Origin of the sequence: Klebsiella pneumoniae, from assembly GCF_000742135.1 — a bacterium.
Taxonomy (GTDB): Bacteria; Pseudomonadota; Gammaproteobacteria; order Enterobacterales; family Enterobacteriaceae; genus Klebsiella; species Klebsiella pneumoniae.
The window spans coordinates 4175452-4195513 of the sequence record NZ_KN046818.1; the positions used below are offsets into that span (position 1 = coordinate 4175452).

Genomic DNA, 20062 nt, shown 5'->3' on the forward strand with positions numbered 1-20062 from the left:
GGAGCCGTAAACGCCGCCGGTGGCTGCTGGGCTACAGCAGGAGCCACAGCACAAGGAGCAGGACAACCGCGCCCAGCGCCAGCTGCCACGGCTTAGCGCTCCACGTCCGCCTGGCGACTGGCTCCTCCTGCGGGATGGCCAGCGTCTCCTGGGCGCGGGCCACCCGCAGCACAAACACCTTGTTCAGCAGCGCCAGGATCTGCGCCGGGCTCAGCGTGGTCCGCGGCGTGACCTGCCAGCTGCGACGGGCAAAGTCGACAATTGTCTGCCACTCCGCGGCCTCCAGCGGCTGCTTGAGCGCTCCCTGCAGCGAGGTGAGCGTCGGCGCGCTTTGCGCACTCAGCGTTTGCCGCGCCTGCAGCCAGTACGAAAGCGGCAGGAAGTGCGTCGCCGGGATCAGCTCCCCGGACTTGACGCCGCAAAGCTCCAGCATGGATTGCCAAATCAGCTTGCTTGGTTCGCCGGTGGCGGCCGCCAGCTTAGTCACCAGCTGATTGAGCGTATTATGCTCGGCTGGCAACAGCGGGCGCAGGGTCGGCGGGCGCTGCTGCGGCTGCGGGATCGACAGCTGGCCATGCTGCAGCAGATGCAGAATGGTCTCCAGCTGCGTCTGGCTAAGGGCATGCAGCGCCGTTTGCCCATAATGCTGACGAATATAATCGCTCACCGCCTGGCGGTTATTGCCCTGACCGAGCAGATCGCTGAGCTGCGCTAAGGTCTGGCGATGATGATGATTATCCTGAGCGGCGGCTAAGCGCTGGTTGAGACTGGCCTCCGCGGCGTTGAAATGGCAGGCCAGCAGGGGCGAGTCGCCTTTCAGTCCGAGGTCATGTTTGACGCAGGCCCACACTTCCGCGTTCTGCTGCGAGGTCAGCGCCACCAGGCGCGTGATCAGTCGCTCCAGAACGGTGCGTTGCTGCATGGAAAGCGAAGGTTCGCCGGTGGCGGCAGTGCCTGATGGGCCTCGCCCTGGAGGACGGTCTGGCATATCAGCAAGGGGGTGCGTCATGATTCATCCTTTCGATATCGCGGTGCTTGAACCAGGTGATGAGTATGCCTGGCGGCCAGATTATGGCACACTTCCCCAGTTAACTCTCGTTCTCAGACAGGTACTGAACTGTGAAAATCCTCGTTGATGAAAATATGCCCTATGCCCGTGAGCTTTTTAGCCGTTTAGGCGACGTGCAGGCGATCCCAGGCCGTCCGGTCCCGGCCGATGCCCTGACCGATGCGGATGCCCTAATGGTGCGTTCGGTCACCCGGGTCAATGAAGCATTGCTCGCCGGCAAGGCCATTAAGTTCGTCGGCACCGCTACCGCCGGCACCGATCACGTCGATCAGGCGTGGCTGCAGCAGGCGGGGATTGGTTTCTCTGCGGCGCCCGGCTGTAACGCCATTGCGGTGGTAGAGTACGTCTTTTCATCGCTGCTGATGCTGGCTGAACGCGACGGCTTTGCACTGCGCGACCGCTCCGTCGGGATCGTCGGCGTCGGTAACGTTGGCGGGCGACTGCAAAAGCGCCTGGAAGCGTTGGGGATCAAAACTCTGCTCTGCGACCCACCGCGCGCCGATCGCGGCGACGAAGGTGACTTCCGCTCCCTCGAGGCGCTGGTCCAGGAAGCCGATGTCATCACCTTCCATACACCGCTGTATAAAGAAGGGCAATATAAAACCCTGCATCTGGCGGATGAGGCGCTGATAAGCCGCCTGAAGCCTGGAACGATTTTGATCAACGCCTGCCGCGGGCCGGTGGTCGATAACGCCGCACTGCTAAAGCGGCTGGAAGCTGGTCAGCCGCTGAGTGTGGTATTGGACGTCTGGGAGCCGGAGCCGGATCTAAACGTTGAGCTTCTCAAGCGAGTGGATATCGGTACCGCGCATATCGCCGGCTACACCCTCGAAGGGAAAGCGCGCGGGACGACGCAGGTTTTTGAAGCCTACAGCGCCTTTATCGGCCATCCGCAGCAGGTAGCGCTGGACACTCTGCTGCCGGCGCCGGAATTTGGCCGCATTACACTGCATGGACCGCTCGATCAGCCGACGCTGAAAAGACTGGTCCACTTGGTGTATGATGTGCGCCGCGATGATGCGCCGCTGCGGAAGGTGGCCGACGTCGCCGGTGAATTCGACAAGCTGCGTAAAAATTATCAGGAACGTCGCGAATGGTCTTCGCTGTATGTGCAGTGCAGCGATGAGCAGGCGGCGACGCTGTTGCGCCAGCTCGGTTTTAACGCCGTGCATCATCCTGTTCGTTAATGTCTTCTTAATGCCCCTGCCGGATACTCCGGCGGGGCCGCTTTATTTCTGGAGTTAACCACCATGTCTGAAGGCTGGAATATTGCCGTACTGGGCGCAACGGGCGCCGTAGGCGAAGCCCTGCTCGAAACTCTTGCTGAACGCCAGTTCCCGGTAGGAGAGATTTTTGCTCTGGCGCGCAACGACAGCGCGGGCGAACATCTGCGTTTTGGTGGCAAGTCGGTGATCGTCAAAGACGCCGCCGAATTTGACTGGACCCAGGCCCAGCTGGCTTTCTTCGCCGCCGGCGTCGAAGCCAGTGCAGCGTATGTCGAAGAAGCGACCAACGCCGGGTGTCTGGTTATCGATCTCAGCGGCCTGTTTGCGCTGGAGCCGGACGTACCGCTGGTGGTGCCGGACGTGAACCCGTTCGTATTAGGCGATTACCGCAACCGCAACCTGATTGCGGTGCCTAATAGCCTGACCAGTCAGCTGTTGACGGCGCTCAAACCGCTGATCGATCAGGGCGGGTTGTCGCGCATTAGCGTCACTAACCTGCTCTCCGCCTCGGGGCAGGGGAAAAAAGCGGTGGATGCGCTGGCGGGTCAGAGCGCTAAGCTGCTGAACGGCATCCCTATCGATGAAGACGATTTCTTTGGTCGCCAGCTGGCGTTCAATATGCTGCCGCTGCTGCCGGATCGTGAAGGTAGCGTGCGCGAAGAGCGCCGGATCGTCGATGAAGCGCGCAAAATTCTTCAGGATGACGGGCTGATGATCTCCGCCAGCGTCGTTCAGTCGCCGGTCTTCTACGGCCATGCGCAGATGGTGAGCTTCGAAGCGATGCGCCCGCTGGCGGCGGAGGAGGCGCGCGACGCTTTTACCCGCGGCGAGGATATCGAACTTTCTGAAGAGGGCGAATTCCCGACCCAGGTTGGCGATGCCTCCGGCAATGCCCGCCTCTCCATCGGCTGCGTGCATAACGATTACGGTATGCCGGAGCAGATCCAGTTCTGGTCGGTAGCGGATAACGTGCGCTTCGGCGGCGCGCTGATGGCGGTGAAGATCGCCGAGAAGCTGATTGAGGAGTACCTGTACTGATGTCTGAGATGGAGCAACAGCCGATCTGTAAAATCGCGCTGGGCATCGAGTACGACGGCAGCAAATATTACGGCTGGCAGCGGCAAAACGAAGTGCGCAGCGTGCAGGAGAAGCTGGAAAAGGCGCTCTCGCAGGTGGCGAACGAACCGATTACCGTCTTTTGCGCCGGCCGCACCGACGCCGGCGTCCATGGCACCGGCCAGGTGGTGCATTTCGAAACCCGGGCGCAGCGGAAAGATGCCGCCTGGACGCTGGGGGTAAATGCGAATTTACCTGGTGACATCGCGGTGCGTTGGGTCAAACATGTACCGGCGGATTTTCACGCCCGGTTCAGCGCCACGGCGCGCCGCTATCGCTACGTCATCTATAATCATCGCCTGCGTCCGGCGGTGTTAAGTCAGGGAGTGACGCATTTTCACCAGCCGCTCGACGCCGAGCGTATGCAGCGCGCCGCGCAGTGTCTGCTGGGAGAGAATGACTTTACCTCGTTTCGCGCGGTACAGTGCCAGTCGCGTACCCCGTGGCGCAACGTGATGCATATTAACGTTACCCGCTACGGCGCGTATGTGGTGGTGGATATCAAAGCGAATGCCTTTGTACATCATATGGTCAGGAATATTGTAGGCAGCCTGATGGAGGTCGGGGCCGGAAACCAGCCGGAGAGCTGGATGGCAGAACTGCTGGCAGCAAAAGACAGGACGCTCGCTGCGGCAACGGCAAAAGCGGAAGGGTTGTATCTGGTGTCGGTGGATTACCCGGCCCACTATGATTTACCGGTGCTGCCAATGGGCCCGCTGTTTCTGGCGGACTAATAGGGTCATTAAGGGTAAAGACAAACATGGACTTGATTCACTTTTTAATTGATTTCATCCTGCATATTGATGTGCACCTTGCCGAACTGGTTGCCCAGTATGGCGTCTGGGTTTATGCCATTCTGTTTTTGATTCTGTTCTGCGAAACCGGGCTGGTGGTGACGCCATTCCTGCCGGGCGATTCCCTGCTGTTCGTCGCGGGCGCGCTCTCGGCCTTGCCAACCAACGATCTCAATGTCCACCTGATGGTACTGCTGATGGTCATCGCGGCCATCGTCGGCGATGCGGTCAACTACACCATTGGCCGGCTGTTCGGCGAAAAGCTGTTCAGCAATCCGAACTCAAAGATATTCCGTCGCAGCTATCTGGATAAAACCCACAGCTTTTACGAACGTCACGGCGGGAAAACCATTATCCTGGCGCGCTTTGTGCCGATAGTCCGAACCTTCGCGCCGTTTGTGGCGGGAATGGGGCATATGTCCTATCGTCATTTTGCAGCCTATAACGTGGTTGGGGCGCTGCTGTGGGTGCTGCTGTTCACCTATGCCGGCTATCTGTTTGGCGATTTGCCGGTGGTGCAGGAGAATCTGAAGCTGCTGATCGTGGCGATCATCGTCCTCTCCGTCCTGCCGGGTGTGATTGAGATCATCCGCCATAAGCGGGCGGCGTCAAAGCAGGCGAAGTAGTTTAGCCTGTGTTGCGCGTGACGGTGCAGAGCGTCACGCGCAGCGGTTTGACCACTTTTTTATCCCATGTTCCGGGATGATATGATTTAATGTGCAACATTCATGGTCTGTAAGAGGCAAAAATGGCATTATGCGCCCCTTACGACAAAACTGGCATCGACCAGGTTCAGGCAGAAAGGTTATCAATGAGCTGGATTGAACGAATTAAAAGCAACATCACTCCCACCCGCAAGGCGAGCATTCCTGAGGGTGTATGGACCAAGTGCGACAGCTGCGGTCAGGTACTCTACCGCGCCGAGCTGGAGCGCAACCTGGAGGTTTGTCCTAAGTGCGATCACCATATGCGCATGTCGGCGCGTAATCGCCTGCATAGCCTGTTGGATGAAGGTTCTCTGGTAGAACTGGGTAGCGAACTTGAGCCAAAAGATGTGCTGAAGTTCCGCGATTCAAAAAAATACAAAGACCGCCTGGCGTCCGCTCAGAAAGAGACGGGCGAGAAAGACGCGCTGGTGGTGATGAAAGGTACGCTCTACGCGATGCCGGTGGTTGCCGCCGCCTTTGAGTTCTCCTTTATGGGGGGCTCGATGGGTTCCGTCGTCGGCGCACGCTTTGTGCGCGCGGTGGAGCAGGCGCTGGAAGATAACTGCCCGCTGATCTGCTTCTCCGCCTCCGGTGGCGCCCGTATGCAGGAAGCGCTGATGTCGCTGATGCAGATGGCGAAAACCTCCGCGGCGCTGGCGAAAATGCAGGAGCGCGGACTGCCGTACATCTCCGTGCTGACCGACCCGACCATGGGCGGCGTATCGGCGAGCTTTGCGATGCTGGGCGATCTGAACATTGCCGAGCCGAAAGCGCTGATCGGCTTTGCCGGTCCTCGCGTTATCGAGCAGACCGTACGCGAGAAGCTGCCGCCGGGATTCCAGCGCAGTGAGTTTCTGATTGAAAAAGGGGCGATCGATATGATCGTTCGCCGTCCGGAAATGCGTCTCAAGCTGGCCAGCATTCTGGCGAAGCTGATGAACCTGCCGGCGCCGGTTGCCGTTTCGGAAGCGCCTCATGAAGGCGTGGTGGTGCCGCCGGCACCGGATCAGGAACCTGAGGCCTGATAAAGCAGAGGGCAGGGCCTGGCGGCGCTGCCCTTTTTTATTCATACGCGTTAACCGTCAATTCTTACGGGCATCATGGAAAAAGATCCTATTCCTCAGGCCACGTCGCCCCTGGCTACGTGGCTTTCTTATCTGGAACATCTGCACAGTAAAACCATCGACCTTGGGCTGGCGCGCGTCAGCGAGGTCGCCGGGCAGATGGATATCGTTAAACCGGCGCCGTTCGTTTTTACCGTCGCGGGCACCAATGGCAAAGGCACCACCTGCCGCACGCTGGAAACCATCCTGATGGCGGCCGGTTATAAAGTGGGGGTCTACAGCTCTCCGCATCTGGTGCGCTATACCGAACGCGTGCGCATTCAGGGGGCTGAACTGCCGGAGGCGGCGCATACGGCTTCGTTTGCTGAAATCGAAGCGGCGCGGGGTGACATCTCGCTGACCTATTTTGAATACGGCACGCTCTCGGCGCTGTGGCTGTTTAAGCAGGCGCAGCTGGATGTAGTGATCCTTGAGGTCGGGCTCGGCGGGCGTCTCGACGCCACCAACATCGTTGATGCCGACGTCGCGGTGGTCACCAGCATCGCCCTCGATCATACCGACTGGCTGGGGCCGGATCGCGAAAGTATCGGCCGGGAAAAAGCGGGCATCTTTCGCGCCGGTAAACCGGCGGTGGTGGGGGAGCCGGATATGCCGCTCACCATCGCGGAAGTGGCTAGCGAGAAGGGCGCGCTGCTCCAGCGCCGCGGCGTCGACTGGCGCTATGAGGTGGAGGGCGAAACGTGGTCCTTCCGCGATACGGCAGGGGCGTTAATACACCTGCCTCTGCCTCAGGTGCCGTTGCCGAATGCGGCGACGGCCGTGGCGGCGCTGCGCGCCAGCGGACTTGCCGTGGATGACGCTATCCTGCGCGCAGGGATCCGCGATGCGATGCTCCCGGGACGCTTTCAGATAATCAGCGATGCCCCGCGAGTGATCCTCGATGTGGCGCACAACCCGCACGCGGCGGCCTATCTCGCCGGGCGTCTCAAAACGTTAGCGAAAACGGGACGCGTGCTGGCGGTTATTGGTATGCTGCATGATAAGGACATCGCCGGCACGTTGGCCAATCTGGCTCCGGAAGTCGATGCCTGGTACTGCGCGCCGCTGGAAGGCCCGCGCGGCGCGACGGCAGAGCAGCTGGTGGAACATTTGCGCTGCGGTACAGTCTATAGCAGCGTGGCGCAGGCGTGGCGTGCGGCCATGGCTGACGCTAAAGTGGAAGATACCGTGCTGGTGTGTGGTTCGTTTCACACCGTAGCGCAGGTTATGGAAGAGATAGACGCGGGGAGAATCGGTGGCGAGTAAGTTTCAGAACCGTTTAGTCGGGACAATCGTGCTGGTGGCGCTGGGGGTGATTATCCTGCCAGGGCTGCTGGACGGGCAGAAAAAGCATTACCAGGATGAGTTTGCCGCGATCCCGCTGGTACCGAAACCAGGCGATCGCGATGAACCGGATATGTTGCCGGCGGCAACCCAGGCGTTGCCTTCGCAACCGCCGGAAGGGGCGGCGGAAGAGGTGCGGGCGGGCGATGCCGCCGCGCCATCGTTAGATCCATCGCGTATTCCGGTGAACAGCAACAGCTTCGATGACGTTCAGGAGCCGGTGGTGGCCGCGAAACCGCAGCCCAAGCCGCAGCCGAAACCGCAGCCGCAACAGCAGGCCGCGACGCCAACGCCGCCGCCGGCTAAGCCACAGCAGCAACAGCCATCGCAGCAGCAGGCGGCCCTGCCGGCGCCGACCGGCAAAGCCTATGTGGTTCAGCTGGGCGCGTTGAAGAACGCCGATAAGGTGAATGAGATTGTCGGTAAACTGCGGGCCTCGGGTTTCAAAGTCTATACGTCGCCTTCGACGCCGGTACAGGGTAAAATTACCCGCATCCTCGTCGGCCCGGATGCGTCAAAAGACAAGCTGAAAGGCCAGCTGGGCGATCTGCAGCAGATCTCCGGGCTTAGCGGGGTGGTGATGGGCTTCACCCCGAACTGATTGTTTTTTCCGCCATGCGGAGAGAACGTGGCGGGGAGAAACGCCCCGCAAACCCTGTCTCAGCCGCCCTGAAGAGGCGAAAGGCAGTCTGGCGTTGAATGTTTTTTCAGCGCCATTTTTATTTCTGTAGGGCATGGAAATCCCTACGCAAACGTTTTCTTTTTCTGTTAGAATGCGCCCCGAACTGGACGACAGGGCGTAAATCGTGGGACGTATATGGTCTGGATTGATTACGCCATTATGGCGGTGCTGGGTCTTTCTTGCCTGGTCAGCCTGATCCGCGGCTTTGTTCGCGAAGCTTTATCGTTAGTCACGTGGGGTTGCGCGTTTTATGTCGCCAGCCATTACTACGCTGACCTGTCTGTCTGGTTTACGGGCTTTGAGGATGAACGGGTTCGAAATGGGATTGCTATTGCGGCGCTGTTTATCGTGACGCTCATCGTTGGCGCTATCGTGAACTATGTGATAGGCCAGCTGGTGGAGAAGACCGGTTTGTCAGGAACCGACAGGGTATTGGGGATCTGCTTCGGCGCGCTACGTGGGGTGCTGATCATCGCCGCTATCCTGTTCTTCCTGGACACCTTTACCGGGATGGCGAAGAGCGATGACTGGCATCAGTCGCAGTTTATTCCCTATTTTACCCCCGTCATCAGATGGTTTTTTGAATACCTGCAAAGCTCGTCAAGTTTCTTGCCTAAAGTATAGACTTTGGGTCGTTGCTGAACGAGGAAAAGACGTATGTGCGGTATTGTCGGTATCGCCGGTGTTATGCCGGTTAACCAGTCGATTTATGATGCGCTAACGGTGCTCCAGCACCGTGGACAGGATGCCGCTGGCATCATCACCATTGATGCCAACAACTGCTTCCGGTTGCGTAAGGCTAACGGGCTGGTAAGCGACGTATTCGAGGCCCGCCACATGCAGCGTATGCAGGGCAATATGGGTATTGGCCACGTGCGTTATCCTACGGCGGGCAGCTCCAGCGCCTCCGAGGCGCAGCCGTTTTACGTTAACTCGCCGTATGGCATCACATTGGCGCATAACGGCAACCTGACCAATGCACACGAGCTGCGCAAAAAGCTGTTTGAAGAAAAACGCCGCCATATCAATACCACCTCTGATTCCGAAATCCTCCTCAATATTTTCGCCAGTGAGCTGGATAACTTCCGTCACTACCCGCTGGAAGCGGACAACATCTTCGCGGCGATTGCGGCGACCAACCGCCTGATTCGCGGCGCGTACGCGTGCGTGGCGATGATCATCGGGCATGGCATGGTGGCCTTCCGCGACCCTAACGGCATTCGTCCGCTGGTGCTGGGTAAACGTGACGTTGGCGACGGTCGCACCGAGTATATGGTGGCCTCGGAGAGCGTGGCCCTTGATACGCTTGGTTTTGAATTCCTGCGCGATGTGGCGCCGGGCGAAGCGGTCTATATTACCGAGAAGGGCCAGCTCTATACCCGTCAGTGTGCCGATAATCCGGTCAGCAACCCGTGCCTGTTCGAGTACGTCTATTTTGCCCGTCCGGACTCGTTTATTGACAAAATTTCCGTCTACAGCGCCCGCGTCAACATGGGGACTAAGCTGGGCGAAAAGATTGCCCGCGAGTGGGAAGATCTGGATATTGACGTTGTTATTCCGATCCCGGAGACCTCCTGCGACATCGCGCTGGAAATCGCCCGCATTCTCGACAAACCTTATCGTCAGGGCTTCGTGAAGAACCGCTACGTCGGCCGGACGTTTATCATGCCCGGTCAGCAGCTGCGTCGTAAATCTGTTCGCCGTAAGCTCAACGCCAACCGTGCGGAATTCCGCGATAAGAACGTGCTGCTGGTCGATGATTCCATTGTACGCGGCACCACCTCGGAGCAGATCATTGAGATGGCGCGTGAAGCAGGGGCGAAAAAAGTGTATCTCGCCTCCGCTGCGCCGGAAATTCGTTTCCCGAACGTGTACGGTATCGATATGCCGACCGCCAACGAACTGATCGCCCATGGCCGCGAAGTGGATGAGATCCGCCAGATCATTGGCGCCGACGGCCTGATTTTCCAGGATCTCAACGATCTGATCGACGCGGTGCGCGCGGAGAACCCGGATATTCAGCAGTTTGAATGCTCGGTGTTCAACGGCGTATATGTGACCCGGGATGTCGACCAGCAGTACCTCGACTATCTTGACTCCCTGCGTAACGATGATGCCAAAGCGGTCCAGCTACAGAACGAAGTCGAAAACCTCGAGATGCACAACGAGGGTTAAGCCGTTCACGCGTCGCGGGCCTGCCGTACCGAAAGGACGGCGGGCTTTTTTTCGCCCCTCAACTGTGCGTCAATAGTTGCGCCAGAGGCTATAATCCGGCAAAGTCTGCGGCACACGCGCAAGGGGTAACAGAACGTGAAACGACTGATTATTGGCATTTCCGGCGCCAGCGGCGCCATTTACGGCGTGCGGATGCTGCAGGTGCTAAGAGATGTGCCGGATATTGAAACTCATCTCATCCTCAGCCAGGCGGCGCGCCAGACGTTGGCCATGGAGACCGACTACTCCGTACGTGAGGTGCAGGCGCTAGCCGATGTGGTGCATGACGCCCGCGATATCGCCGCCAGTATCTCTTCCGGTTCGTTTAAAACCGCCGGGATGGTGATTTTACCCTGCTCAATGAAGACGCTCTCGGGCATTGTCCATAGCTATACGGATGGCCTGCTGACCCGGGCGGCGGATGTCGTGCTGAAAGAGCGTCGTCCGCTGGTGCTCTGCGTGCGGGAAACGCCGTTCCATTTGGGCCATCTGCGTCTGCTGGTTCAGGCTGCAGAGCTGGGGGCGGTGATAATGCCGCCGGTACCGGCTTTTTACCACCGGCCACAAAGCCTGGACGATGTCATCAACCAGACCGTCAATCGGGTACTCGATCAATTTGATATTAGTCTGGAGCACGACTTGTTTACCCGCTGGCAGGGGGCCTAGTGTCGCACTATAGTGGTGCATGAAATGTACGCTTGCGCTGCGGTGGTGCAAATTTGTTGCCGCGATCAAATCCTCGACATTTATTTCGTCTTTTTGCGCTCAGGCGCTGCGGTTTCGCCAGTAATGCTGGTATCTTCCCTTTTAAGACAATCCTGCAACTTTATTTTAACAAATTTAACCCTGTTCCCGGCACGCACCGGGAAGATGGCACAAAAACTGCAGGATTGATCGGCAATCACCATAACAAGCAACGCACCACATCACGACACTTAAGGGTACTGTATGAAGAAGACGATTCTGGCTCTCTCTTTACTCGTGGGAATGAGCAGCACGGCCAGCGTGTTTGCTGCTCTGCCGCAGAGCATTCGCATTGGCACTGACGCGACCTATGCGCCATTTTCGTCGAAAGACGCGAAAGGGGACTTTGTTGGCTTTGATATCGATTTAGGCAATGAGTTGTGCTCCCGAATTAAGGTGAAATGTACCTGGGTCGGCAGTGATTTTGACTCCCTGATCCCCTCCCTCAAAGCGAAGAAAATCGACGCCATCATCTCTTCCCTCTCTATTACCGAGAAGCGCCAGCAAGAGATCGCCTTCTCTGACAAGCTATATGCCGCTGACTCGCGTCTGATCGCCGCCAAAGGGTCGCCGATCCAGCCGACGCTGGAGGCGCTGAAAGGCAAGCACGTCGGCGTGCTGCAGGGTTCTACTCAGGAAGCCTATGCTAACGACCGCTGGCGCAGCCAGGGCGTTGACGTGGTGGCTTACCAGAACCAGGATCTGATCTATTCAGACCTCGCAGCTGGCCGTCTGGATGCGGCGCTGCAGGATGAAGTCGCCGCCAGCGAAGGCTTCCTGAAACAGCCTGCCGGGAAAGATTTCGCCTTCGCCGGCCCGTCCGTTAAAGACAAAAAGTACTTTGGCGACGGCACCGGTATCGGCCTGCGTAAGGACGACGCCGAGCTGAAAGCCGCGTTTGATAAAGCGCTGGGCGAGATGCGTAAAGACGGCACCTACGACAAAATGGCGAAGAAATACTTCGATTTTAACGTGTACGGCGACTAAGACTGCTGCAGGCCCGCACAATGGGGTGGGCCTGCCGCCAGGTTCGTATCCATGCCCCAAAAAGGTGCATCTAAACGCGCTGTGGATCATTTCAGTGCAAAAGCAGCCAGTTTTTTGGCTAAAAAATGCATAGTTAAGCGTTTCTGATGCAAAAAATCGGCCTTTCTGGTGCATAAATCTTTGCCCTTAAGGGGCGAATAATGGCACGATAACTGGCGTAAATAGTTCTAATAAACCCGTTAGAATGACAGTCTGTCGAGGATAGTTATGAAAAAACTGGCGTTGTCTCTCTCTTTAGCGCTGGCCCTTTCCAGCGTTTCCACGGTCTTTGCCGCCATCCCGCAAAAAATTCGTATCGGTACCGATCCGACTTATGCTCCCTTCGAATCGAAGAATGCGCAGGGAGAATTGGTCGGTTTTGATATCGATCTGGCAAAAGAGCTGTGTAAGCGTATTAATACGCAATGTACCTTTGTTGAAAACCCGCTGGATGCGCTGATCCCCTCCTTAAAAGCGAAGAAAATCGACGCGATTATGTCTTCGCTGTCGATTACTGAAAAGCGCCAGCAGGAAATTGCCTTCACTGACAAGCTGTATGCGGCAGATTCGCGTCTGGTGGTGAAAAAGGGCAGCCCGGTAACGCCGGATCTCGCCACCCTCAAGGGTAAGCGCGTGGGCGTGCTGCAGGGGACGACTCAGGAAACCTATGGCAATGAGCACTGGGCGCCGAAAGGTATCGAAATTGTCTCCTATCAGGGGCAGGACAATATCTATTCCGACCTGACCGCCGGCCGGATCGACGCCGCGTTCCAGGATGAGGTCGCGGCCAGCGAAGGGTTCCTGAAACAGCCTATCGGTAAAGATTACCAGTTTGGTGGCCCGTCAATCAAAGACGAGAAACTGTTTGGTGTTGGCACCGGTATGGGGCTGCGTAAGGAAGACAACGAACTGCGTGAAGCGCTGAATAAGGCGTTTGCAGAGATGCGTAAGGACGGCACCTACGACAAGCTGGCGAAAAAATATTTCGATTTTAACGTATACGGCGAATAATTCTCACGCCTCGCCATTGCGTGCGTTTCGCGCGCAATGGTGAATGACAGACAGGGTAGGCAGCATGCTGTATGGGTTTTCACAGGTTATTTTGCAGGGTGCGCTCGTCACCCTGGAGCTTGCGCTCAGCTCGGTCGTTCTCGCCGTCCTGATTGGGCTGGCGGGCGCTGGCGCAAAGTTATCGAGCAACCGTCCACTGGCGCTGGTGTTTGAAGGCTATACCACTCTTATCCGCGGCGTGCCCGATCTGGTGCTGATGCTGCTGATTTTCTACGGCCTGCAGATTGCGCTAAACAGCGTTACCGACGCGCTGGGTATGGCCCAGTTTGATATCGATCCGATGATCGCCGGGATTATTACCCTCGGCTTTATCTATGGCGCCTATTTTACGGAAACCTTCCGCGGCGCCTACCTGGCGGTGCCGAAGGGGCATATCGAAGCGGCTACCGCCTTTGGCTTTAGCGGCGGGCAGACGTTCCGGCGTATTCTCTTCCCGGCGATGATGCGCTACGCGCTGCCGGGGATAGGCAACAACTGGCAGGTTATCCTCAAGGCGACGGCGCTGGTCTCGTTGCTGGGGCTGGAGGATGTGGTCAAAGCCACGCAGCTGGCCGGGAAAAGCACCTGGCAGCCGTTCTACTTCGCCATCGTCTGCGGCCTGATTTATCTGGTGTTTACCACCGTTTCTAATGGCGTACTGCTGCTGCTCGAACGCCGCTATACCGTTGGCGTGAAGAGGGCTGACCTGTGATTGAAATTATTCAGGAGTACTGGAAATCACTGCTGTGGACCGACGGCTATCGCTTTACCGGTGTGGCGATTACCTTATGGTTGCTGATCTCTTCAGTGGTAATGGGGGGCATCCTGGCGGTGTTTCTGGCCATCGGCCGCGTCTCGAGCAATAAGTTTATCCAGTTCCCCATCTGGCTGTTCACTTACATATTTCGCGGCACGCCGCTGTATGTGCAACTGCTGGTTTTTTACTCCGGCATGTATACCCTGGAAATCGTCAAAGGCACGGAGCTGTTGAACGCTTTTTTCCGCAGCGGGCTAAACTGCACGGTTCTGGCGTTAACCCTGAATACTTGCGCCTATACCACTGAAATTTTCGCCGGCGCGATCCGCTCAGTACCCGCCGGAGAAATTGAAGCAGCGCGGGCCTACGGCTTCTCTTCGGTCAAACTGTATCGCTGCATTATTCTGCCTTCCGCGCTGCGGATTGCACTGCCGGCCTACAGTAACGAAGTGATCCTCATGCTGCACTCTACCGCGCTGGCGTTTACCGCTACGGTACCGGATCTGCTGAAAATCGCCCGCGATATCAACTCGGCCACCTATCAGCCGTTCACCGCGTTTGGCATCGCCGCGGTGCTTTATTTAATTATCTCGTATGTGCTGATTAGCTTGTTCCGTAAAGCGGAAAAGCGCTGGTTGCAGCATATCAAACCTTCTTCGACGCATTGAGAACGCCATGTCCGACAATAAATTAAACGTTATCGATCTGCATAAACGCTATGGGGAACACGAGGTGCTGAAAGGCGTCTCGCTGCAGGCGAAAGCCGGGGACGTTATCAGCATCATCGGTTCATCGGGTTCCGGAAAAAGTACCTTTTTGCGCTGTATTAACTTCCTTGAAAAACCGAGCGAAGGCACGATCGTCGTCAGCGGCCAAAATATTGGTCTGGTACGGGATAAAGACGGCCAGCTGAAGGTGGCCGACAAGAACCAGTTGCGCCTGCTGCGCACCCGGTTGACCATGGTGTTTCAGCATTTCAATCTGTGGAGCCATATGACGGTGCTGGAGAACGTCATGGAGGCGCCGATTCAGGTGCTGGGCTTAAGCAAACAGGAAGCGCGCGAACGGGCGGTAAAATATCTGGCCAAGGTCGGGATAGACGAACGTCAGCAGGCGAAGTATCCGGTGCATCTTTCCGGTGGCCAGCAGCAGCGTGTCTCTATTGCCCGCGCGCTGGCGATGGAACCGGAAGTGCTGCTGTTTGATGAGCCGACCTCCGCGCTGGATCCGGAACTGGTGGGCGAAGTGTTACGCATTATGCAGCAGCTGGCGGAAGAGGGAAAAACCATGGTGGTGGTGACCCATGAAATGGGCTTTGCCCGCCACGTCTCTTCACATGTCATTTTTCTGCATCAGGGTAAAATTGAAGAAGAAGGGCATCCGGATGCGCTGTTTGGCGCGCCGAAAAGCCCGCGCCTGCAGCAGTTTCTGAAAGGTTCGCTGAAATAATCGGCTCATCCGGCGTCTGCGGACGCCGGATGAGCTTCCCGCTCCAGCCGATAGATCCAGTCATCGTAATCGACGCCGTTCAGATGATAGGCTTTCTCCAGCACCTGGGTGCGCACAAAGCCTTGCTTCTCCAGCAGGCGCGATGAGCCACGGTTTTCACCCAGCACCCAGGCATTGATGGCCTGCACCCCCAGGGTGGTGAAACCATACTCGCAGACCGCCCGCAGCGCTTCGCTGGCATAGCCTTTTCCCTGAGCCTGAGGCAGCAGCGCGTAGCCGACGTCAGCTTCGTGCGGATTTTTCGGACTGATGCGGAGCCCAATATCGCCCAGCGCCTCGCCGAATTTATCGCGCAATACAAACACCCCGGGATCGGCACAGCGACTGACGAAGACGCTGCGCAGCGCCTCCTCGCTTAACACCTCCCCCATAAAACGCATCACCTGCGGATCCTGGCGCAGGCGCAGAAAAAAGGGCCAGTCATCGGTAACAAAGCGGGTAAGCGAAAGGCGTGGTGTGGTGATGGTCGTCATAAAGCAGTCAATACGCAGAAAGAAAAGCCTACCTTAGCACTTTGCTTTGCCAGGTAACACCGGCGAACCGGCCGGCTTGCGGTGAATTCAGGCGATTAAGGGCGCTGGTTGTCCTGAATATGGCGATGCTGCAGCGCCAGGGTGAGGCCATCCAGGCTTGGAGCATGAGCCAGCAGAACGGAATCAGGGGAGCCAATGCTCCCCTGTGTCAGCCATTAACTCAGCACATCCTTTAGCGCTTCGTCCAGATCGTACCAGCGGAAGGCAAAGCCGGCGGCCTCCAGACGCTTTGGCAGCGCGCGCTGGCCGCCGAGCACCAGGACGGCGGATTCCCCCATCAACAGGCGGATAGCGGCGGCGGGAACGCGGAAAATCGCCGGTCGATGGAGCGCATGACCCAGCGCATGGGCGAACTGCTCGTTATGCACCGGGTAGGGAGAAACCATATTGAACGGACCGCGCAGATCGTTATCCAGCAGCCACAGAATGCCGTTAACCATATCGTCGATATGGATCCAGGCCAGGTACTGTCTGCCGTTGCCGATAGGCCCGCCGAGGCCGAGCTTAAAGGCGGGTGTCATTTTGCCGAGAATACCGCCCCGCGGAGCCAGTACCACGCCGGTGCGCAGCAGGCAGACGCGGGTGCGCTCGCTTTGCGCTTCGCAGGCAATTTGCTCCCAGCGGGCGCACAGCTTATGGGTAAACTCATTGTGCGGTGGCTCTTCTTCGGTCACCACCACCTCGCCGAGGTCGCCATAGTAGCCGATGGCAGACCCGCTGATCAGCACGGAGGGAGGGGTGTCGCTGGCGTGGATCAGGCCCACCAGCCGCTGCGTGAGATCCCAGCGGCTATGGCACAAGCGTTGTTTCTGCTCGGCCGTCCAGCGTTTATCAGCGATGGGTTCACCCGCCAGATTGATGACGGCATCAATGTCATTGAGGTGGTGATGGCCCTCGAAATCGCGCCACAGGGTGACGCGCGGATCGAGACGGGCGCGGGCGGTATCCGGATGTCGCGTGGAGACCGTGACGCTATGCCCGAGCTCCAGCAATCTGGGTATCAGATGTCGGCCAATCAGGCCGGTACCACCAGTAAGCAGGATCTTCATACCACCTCCCTGACATGGTTAGCGACGCCAGCTCATGGTCATGGACACCGAGTCGGCATAGCGCAGCGCATGAAGTTTATCAATCTCCACTTCAGCATATGTGACCCAGTGATGTTCGCATGCGATATTCAGCACATCCTGAGTTAATTTTTCCAGCAGCGAAAAACGGCCATTCTCAAGATGGCTGATTATGCGCTTGGTAATGGTGCGATAGTTCAGCGCATCATTGATGTCCTCGCTGTCGCGCGCTTTATCGGCAGGGTAGTGAATGGCTACATTCACTACCACGTCCTGGCGGTTGGCGATCTCTTCCTCTTTAATACCAATAAAAGTCCGCAGGCGCAGGTTCTTAATACGAATAATGGCGTCTGGTTGAGACATTGCAGGCTTCCTCCGTGGTGTAAGTCCTGCAATCATACAACAAAGCGCGACGGGCGAGCAGGGGGTTAATAAAGCTGAATTTTTAACATCGCTTCCGCCGTTGCCGGCCGCTGCTTAATGCGCTCATACCAGTTGTGCACCGCCGGATAGTTCGCCAGATCGATACGCTGTCGGACATGGCAGTTCACCCAGGGCCAGGCGGCGATGTCGGCGATACTGTAGTGGTCGCCGCCAAGCCACGGGCTGCATCCCAGACGCTGATTTAGCACCCCATACAGTCGTTGGGTTTCCACCTGAAAACGTTCAATAGCGTAGGGCACGGTTTGCGGCGCGGAGTGGGAAAAATGTTGATTTTGCCCCAGCATCGGCCCCAGCCCGCCGACCTGCCAGAACAGCCACTGCAGCGTGACGTAGCGTTCCCGCAGCTCGCCGCTCAGCAGCTTACCGCTTTTTTCCGCCAGATAGAGCAGGATGGCGCCGGACTCGAAAACGCTCAACGGCGCCCCGCCGTCAGCAGGCATGTGGTCGACGATAGCCGGAACTTTATTATTCGGCGAAATCGCCAGAAACTGCGGATGAAATTGTTCCCCTTTGCCGATATCGACCCGAATTAGCCGATAGGCTAGCTCCGCCTCTTCGAGGAACAGGGTGATTTTGTGGCCGTTTGGGGTGGGTGCATAGTAAAGATCGATCATAATATTTCCCGCCGTCGTGGGTCGCAAACTGTTCGAGTATAGGTGAAGCTGCGCCACCCGGGAGAAATTCCGCAAGCGACCCGGCAGCCAGGCGACAAGTCGTCCGCGCTCGAGCAGTGACATCGCCTGTAAGACAGGCTATGTTGGCTTATTGTCCTGTCTACCACCCTTGAGGAAGCTATGAGCCAGCCTGTCATTACCCTGTGGTCCGATGCCGATTTTTTCTCACCGTACGTGATGTCTGTCTATGTCGCTCTGCAGGAAAAAAGCCTGCCTTTTACCCTTAAAACCGTCGACCTGAACCGCGGCGAACATCTGCAGGCGGGCTGGACAGGCTATGCCGCCACCCGTCGCGTACCGCTGCTGGAGGTTGATGATTTCGCGCTAAGTGAGTCTTCGGCGATTACCGAGTATCTGGATGAGCGTTTTGCGCCGCCGGAGTGGGAGCGCATCTACCCGCATGATCTGCAAAAACGAGCCCGCGCCCGGCAGATCCAGGCCTGGCTGCGCAGCGATCTGATGCCAATTCGTGAAGAGCGATCCACCGCCGTGGTGTTTGACGGGGCGAAAATGCCGGACCTCAGCGAGGCCGGCAGGCAATCTGCGGAAAAGCTGTTTGCCACCGCCACCATGCTACTGGCCCACGGCGGGCAAAATTTATTTGGCGAATGGTCTATTGCCGACGCAGACCTGGCGCTGATGCTCAATCGCCTGGTTCTCAATGGCGATAAGGTTCCGGAGGCGCTGGCTGATTATGCGTCTTTCCAGTGGCAGCGGGCCTCAATCCAGCGTTACGTGGCGCTTTCCGCCAAACGCTGAGGCTGATAACCCGCCGCGCTTCCGCTATCATAGAGGCATCGTAACCAGTGGAGATGGAACCTATGAAGCTGATGTTTGCCTCCGATATTCATGGTTCGCTGCCCGCCACGGAACGCGTGCTTGAACGGTTCGCGCAAAGCGGCGCCAGGTGGCTGATCATACTCGGCGATGTGCTCAATCACGGTCCGCGCAACGCGCTGCCTGAGGGATATGCGCCGGGTGAGGTGGCGGAGCGGTTGAACAGCGTGGCGGAACGCATTGTTGCCGTTCGCGGCAACTGCGACAGCGAAGTGGATCAGATGCTGCTTCGTTTTCCAATCACCGCGCCCTGGCAGCAGGTGCTTAGCGAACGCTATCGCCTGTTTCTAACCCACGGGCATCTCTATAGTCCGGATAATCTGCCGCCGCTGGCCGCTGGCGATGTCCTGGCATATGGCCATACTCATATACCGGTCGCGGAAAAACGCGGCGCAATTTACCTCTTTAATCCCGGCTCAGTGAGTATCCCGAAAGGGGGATATTCCGCCAGCTATGGGCTGCTGGATCAGGGGCGGCTGCAGGTTTTAGCACTCAATGATAATCAGGTTATTGCAGAGGTTGCAATTTACCCGTAATTTAGCCCTCAATCATAAAGACGCGCCGCGAGAGCGCATTTAAAGTAAGGTTTCCTGATGGCGGAACAGAATCATTTGGCAAGCACAGAATGGGTCGATATTGTTAATGAAAACAATGAGGTGATAGCACAGTCCAGCCGCGAGCAAATGCGCGCGCAGTGCCTGCGCCACCGGGCGACCTATATCGTCGTTCATGACGGAATGGGGAAAATTCTGGTGCAGAGACGCACCGAGACAAAAGACTTTCATCCGGGCATGCTGGATGCCACCGCTGGCGGCGTCGTGCAGGCTGATGAGCAGCTGCTGGAATCGGCCCGTCGCGAGGCGGAAGAGGAGTTAGGCATCGCCGGGGTGCCGTTTGCCGATCACGGCCAGTTTTATTACGAAGACAAATTCTGCCGCGTCTGGGGAAGCCTGTTCAGCTGCGTCTCCCACGGGCCGTTCGCCCTGCAGGAAGAAGAGGTCAGCGAGGTGTGCTGGTTAACGCCGGAAGAGATCACCGCCCGCTGCGATGAGTTCACGCCGGACTCCCTGAAAGCGCTGGCGCTGTGGATGACCCGCAACGCCGGTAATGAGTATGATGATGCGGAAGAGAGCGAGCGCGAATAAAGATCGCAAACGCGCGGCAGC

25 protein-coding genes are annotated in these 20062 nt (G+C 57.6%); 19 read left to right on the top strand and 6 right to left on the bottom strand.

Going from position 1 to position 20062, the window contains the following annotated elements:
- Positions 1–31 precede the first annotated feature (31 nt).
- Positions 32–1009 (bottom strand): flagella biosynthesis regulator Flk, encoded by a 978-nt coding sequence (gene flk / locus DR88_RS05915; RefSeq protein WP_004149210.1) that lies wholly within the window; start codon positions 1007–1009, stop codon positions 32–34.
- A gap of 110 nt (positions 1010–1119) precedes the next feature.
- On the opposite strand from flk, the gene pdxB reads away from it, so the two are divergent.
- The 10 genes from pdxB to DR88_RS05865 all read left to right on the top strand — a co-directional run bounded on the left by pdxB (position 1120) and on the right by DR88_RS05865 (position 10921).
- Entirely contained in the window at positions 1120–2256 is a 1137-nt protein-coding gene (gene pdxB, locus DR88_RS05910) for a 4-phosphoerythronate dehydrogenase PdxB (RefSeq protein ID WP_004149209.1), read from the top strand.
- 63 nt (positions 2257–2319) lie between these two features.
- Positions 2320–3333, top strand: coding sequence for an aspartate-semialdehyde dehydrogenase (locus DR88_RS05905; RefSeq protein ID WP_002913227.1), 1014 nt, complete (start codon positions 2320–2322; stop codon positions 3331–3333).
- Positions 3333–4145, top strand: a complete 813-nt coding sequence (truA, locus tag DR88_RS05900) for a tRNA pseudouridine(38-40) synthase TruA (protein WP_015958766.1) — start codon at positions 3333–3335, stop codon at positions 4143–4145. Before DR88_RS05905 ends, truA begins: the two co-directional genes overlap by 1 nt.
- Positions 4146–4171: 26 nt before the next feature.
- Entirely contained in the window at positions 4172–4831 is a 660-nt protein-coding gene (locus tag DR88_RS05895; protein ID WP_008803926.1) for a DedA family protein, read from the top strand.
- 185 nt (positions 4832–5016) lie between these two features.
- The gene (accD, locus tag DR88_RS05890) at positions 5017–5937 is read left to right on the top strand and encodes an acetyl-CoA carboxylase, carboxyltransferase subunit beta (RefSeq protein WP_002913220.1); all 921 of its coding nucleotides are present in this window, start codon (positions 5017–5019) and stop codon (positions 5935–5937) included.
- 75 nt (positions 5938–6012) lie between these two features.
- The gene (gene folC / locus DR88_RS05885) at positions 6013–7281 is read left to right on the top strand and encodes a bifunctional tetrahydrofolate synthase/dihydrofolate synthase (RefSeq protein ID WP_004149205.1); all 1269 of its coding nucleotides are present in this window, start codon (positions 6013–6015) and stop codon (positions 7279–7281) included.
- Positions 7271–7960: a cell division protein DedD gene (gene dedD / locus DR88_RS05880; protein ID WP_004151102.1), complete on the top strand. Its 690-nt coding sequence runs from the start codon at positions 7271–7273 to the stop codon at positions 7958–7960. The genes folC and dedD overlap by 11 nt, the downstream gene beginning before the upstream one ends.
- A gap of 216 nt (positions 7961–8176) precedes the next feature.
- Positions 8177–8665, top strand: a complete 489-nt coding sequence (gene cvpA, locus DR88_RS05875) for a colicin V production protein (RefSeq protein ID WP_002913214.1) — start codon at positions 8177–8179, stop codon at positions 8663–8665.
- Positions 8666–8698: 33 nt separating this feature from the next.
- Positions 8699–10216, top strand: coding sequence for an amidophosphoribosyltransferase (gene purF, locus DR88_RS05870; protein WP_002913213.1), 1518 nt, complete (start codon positions 8699–8701; stop codon positions 10214–10216).
- A gap of 135 nt (positions 10217–10351) precedes the next feature.
- Positions 10352–10921, top strand: a complete 570-nt coding sequence (locus DR88_RS05865; protein ID WP_002913212.1) for a UbiX family flavin prenyltransferase — start codon at positions 10352–10354, stop codon at positions 10919–10921.
- An 80-nt stretch (positions 10922–11001) separates the two neighbouring features.
- Here the strand turns inward: DR88_RS05865 and DR88_RS31050 are convergent, their stop codons facing one another.
- The gene (locus DR88_RS31050; RefSeq protein WP_004140952.1) at positions 11002–11163 is read right to left on the bottom strand and encodes a hypothetical protein; all 162 of its coding nucleotides are present in this window, start codon (positions 11161–11163) and stop codon (positions 11002–11004) included.
- A 40-nt stretch (positions 11164–11203) separates the two neighbouring features.
- Here DR88_RS31050 and argT point away from each other — a divergent pair, with 40 nt between their 5' ends.
- From argT to hisP, 5 genes are all read left to right on the top strand, one after another.
- The gene (argT, locus tag DR88_RS05860) at positions 11204–11986 is read left to right on the top strand and encodes a lysine/arginine/ornithine ABC transporter substrate-binding protein ArgT (RefSeq protein ID WP_002913210.1); all 783 of its coding nucleotides are present in this window, start codon (positions 11204–11206) and stop codon (positions 11984–11986) included.
- 267 nt (positions 11987–12253) lie between these two features.
- Positions 12254–13036 (top strand): histidine ABC transporter substrate-binding protein HisJ, encoded by a 783-nt coding sequence (gene hisJ / locus DR88_RS05855; RefSeq protein WP_002913209.1) that lies wholly within the window; start codon positions 12254–12256, stop codon positions 13034–13036.
- 64 nt (positions 13037–13100) lie between these two features.
- Positions 13101–13787, top strand: coding sequence for a histidine ABC transporter permease HisQ (locus tag DR88_RS05850; protein ID WP_002913208.1), 687 nt, complete (start codon positions 13101–13103; stop codon positions 13785–13787).
- Positions 13784–14500, top strand: a complete 717-nt coding sequence (gene hisM / locus DR88_RS05845) for a histidine ABC transporter permease HisM (protein WP_002913207.1) — start codon at positions 13784–13786, stop codon at positions 14498–14500. The genes DR88_RS05850 and hisM overlap by 4 nt, the downstream gene beginning before the upstream one ends.
- Positions 14501–14507: 7 nt before the next feature.
- Entirely contained in the window at positions 14508–15281 is a 774-nt protein-coding gene (gene hisP / locus DR88_RS05840) for a histidine ABC transporter ATP-binding protein HisP (RefSeq protein WP_002913206.1), read from the top strand.
- Positions 15282–15286: 5 nt separating this feature from the next.
- Here the strand turns inward: hisP and DR88_RS05835 are convergent, their stop codons facing one another.
- Entirely contained in the window at positions 15287–15814 is a 528-nt protein-coding gene (locus DR88_RS05835; RefSeq protein WP_004140943.1) for a GNAT family N-acetyltransferase, read from the bottom strand.
- 119 nt (positions 15815–15933) lie between these two features.
- Between DR88_RS05835 and DR88_RS31055 the strand changes: the two genes are divergently transcribed.
- Positions 15934–16050, top strand: a complete 117-nt coding sequence (locus DR88_RS31055; protein ID WP_004217247.1) for a hypothetical protein — start codon at positions 15934–15936, stop codon at positions 16048–16050.
- Here DR88_RS31055 and DR88_RS05830 read toward each other — a convergent pair.
- From DR88_RS05830 to yfcG, 3 genes are all read right to left on the bottom strand, one after another.
- A complete protein-coding gene (locus tag DR88_RS05830; RefSeq protein ID WP_002913203.1) occupies positions 16030–16923 on the bottom strand; it encodes a TIGR01777 family oxidoreductase in 894 nt (297 codons plus the stop codon). The genes DR88_RS31055 and DR88_RS05830 overlap by 21 nt on opposite strands.
- 18 nt (positions 16924–16941) lie before the next feature.
- On the bottom strand, positions 16942–17304 hold the full coding sequence (gene folX / locus DR88_RS05825) for a dihydroneopterin triphosphate 2'-epimerase (protein ID WP_002913200.1): 363 nt from the start codon (positions 17302–17304) through the stop codon (positions 16942–16944).
- 65 nt (positions 17305–17369) lie between these two features.
- Positions 17370–17999, bottom strand: a complete 630-nt coding sequence (gene yfcG, locus DR88_RS05820; protein ID WP_004174988.1) for a GSH-dependent disulfide bond oxidoreductase — start codon at positions 17997–17999, stop codon at positions 17370–17372.
- 180 nt (positions 18000–18179) lie between these two features.
- Between yfcG and yfcF the strand changes: the two genes are divergently transcribed.
- The 3 genes from yfcF to yfcD all read left to right on the top strand — a co-directional run bounded on the left by yfcF (position 18180) and on the right by yfcD (position 20041).
- Positions 18180–18818: a glutathione transferase gene (yfcF, locus tag DR88_RS05815; RefSeq protein ID WP_002913199.1), complete on the top strand. Its 639-nt coding sequence runs from the start codon at positions 18180–18182 to the stop codon at positions 18816–18818.
- Between the two features lie 62 nt (positions 18819–18880).
- Positions 18881–19432, top strand: a complete 552-nt coding sequence (gene yfcE, locus DR88_RS05810; protein ID WP_004899586.1) for a phosphodiesterase — start codon at positions 18881–18883, stop codon at positions 19430–19432.
- 57 nt (positions 19433–19489) lie between these two features.
- Positions 19490–20041, top strand: coding sequence for an NUDIX hydrolase YfcD (gene yfcD, locus DR88_RS05805; RefSeq protein WP_002913197.1), 552 nt, complete (start codon positions 19490–19492; stop codon positions 20039–20041).
- Positions 20042–20062 lie beyond the last annotated feature (21 nt).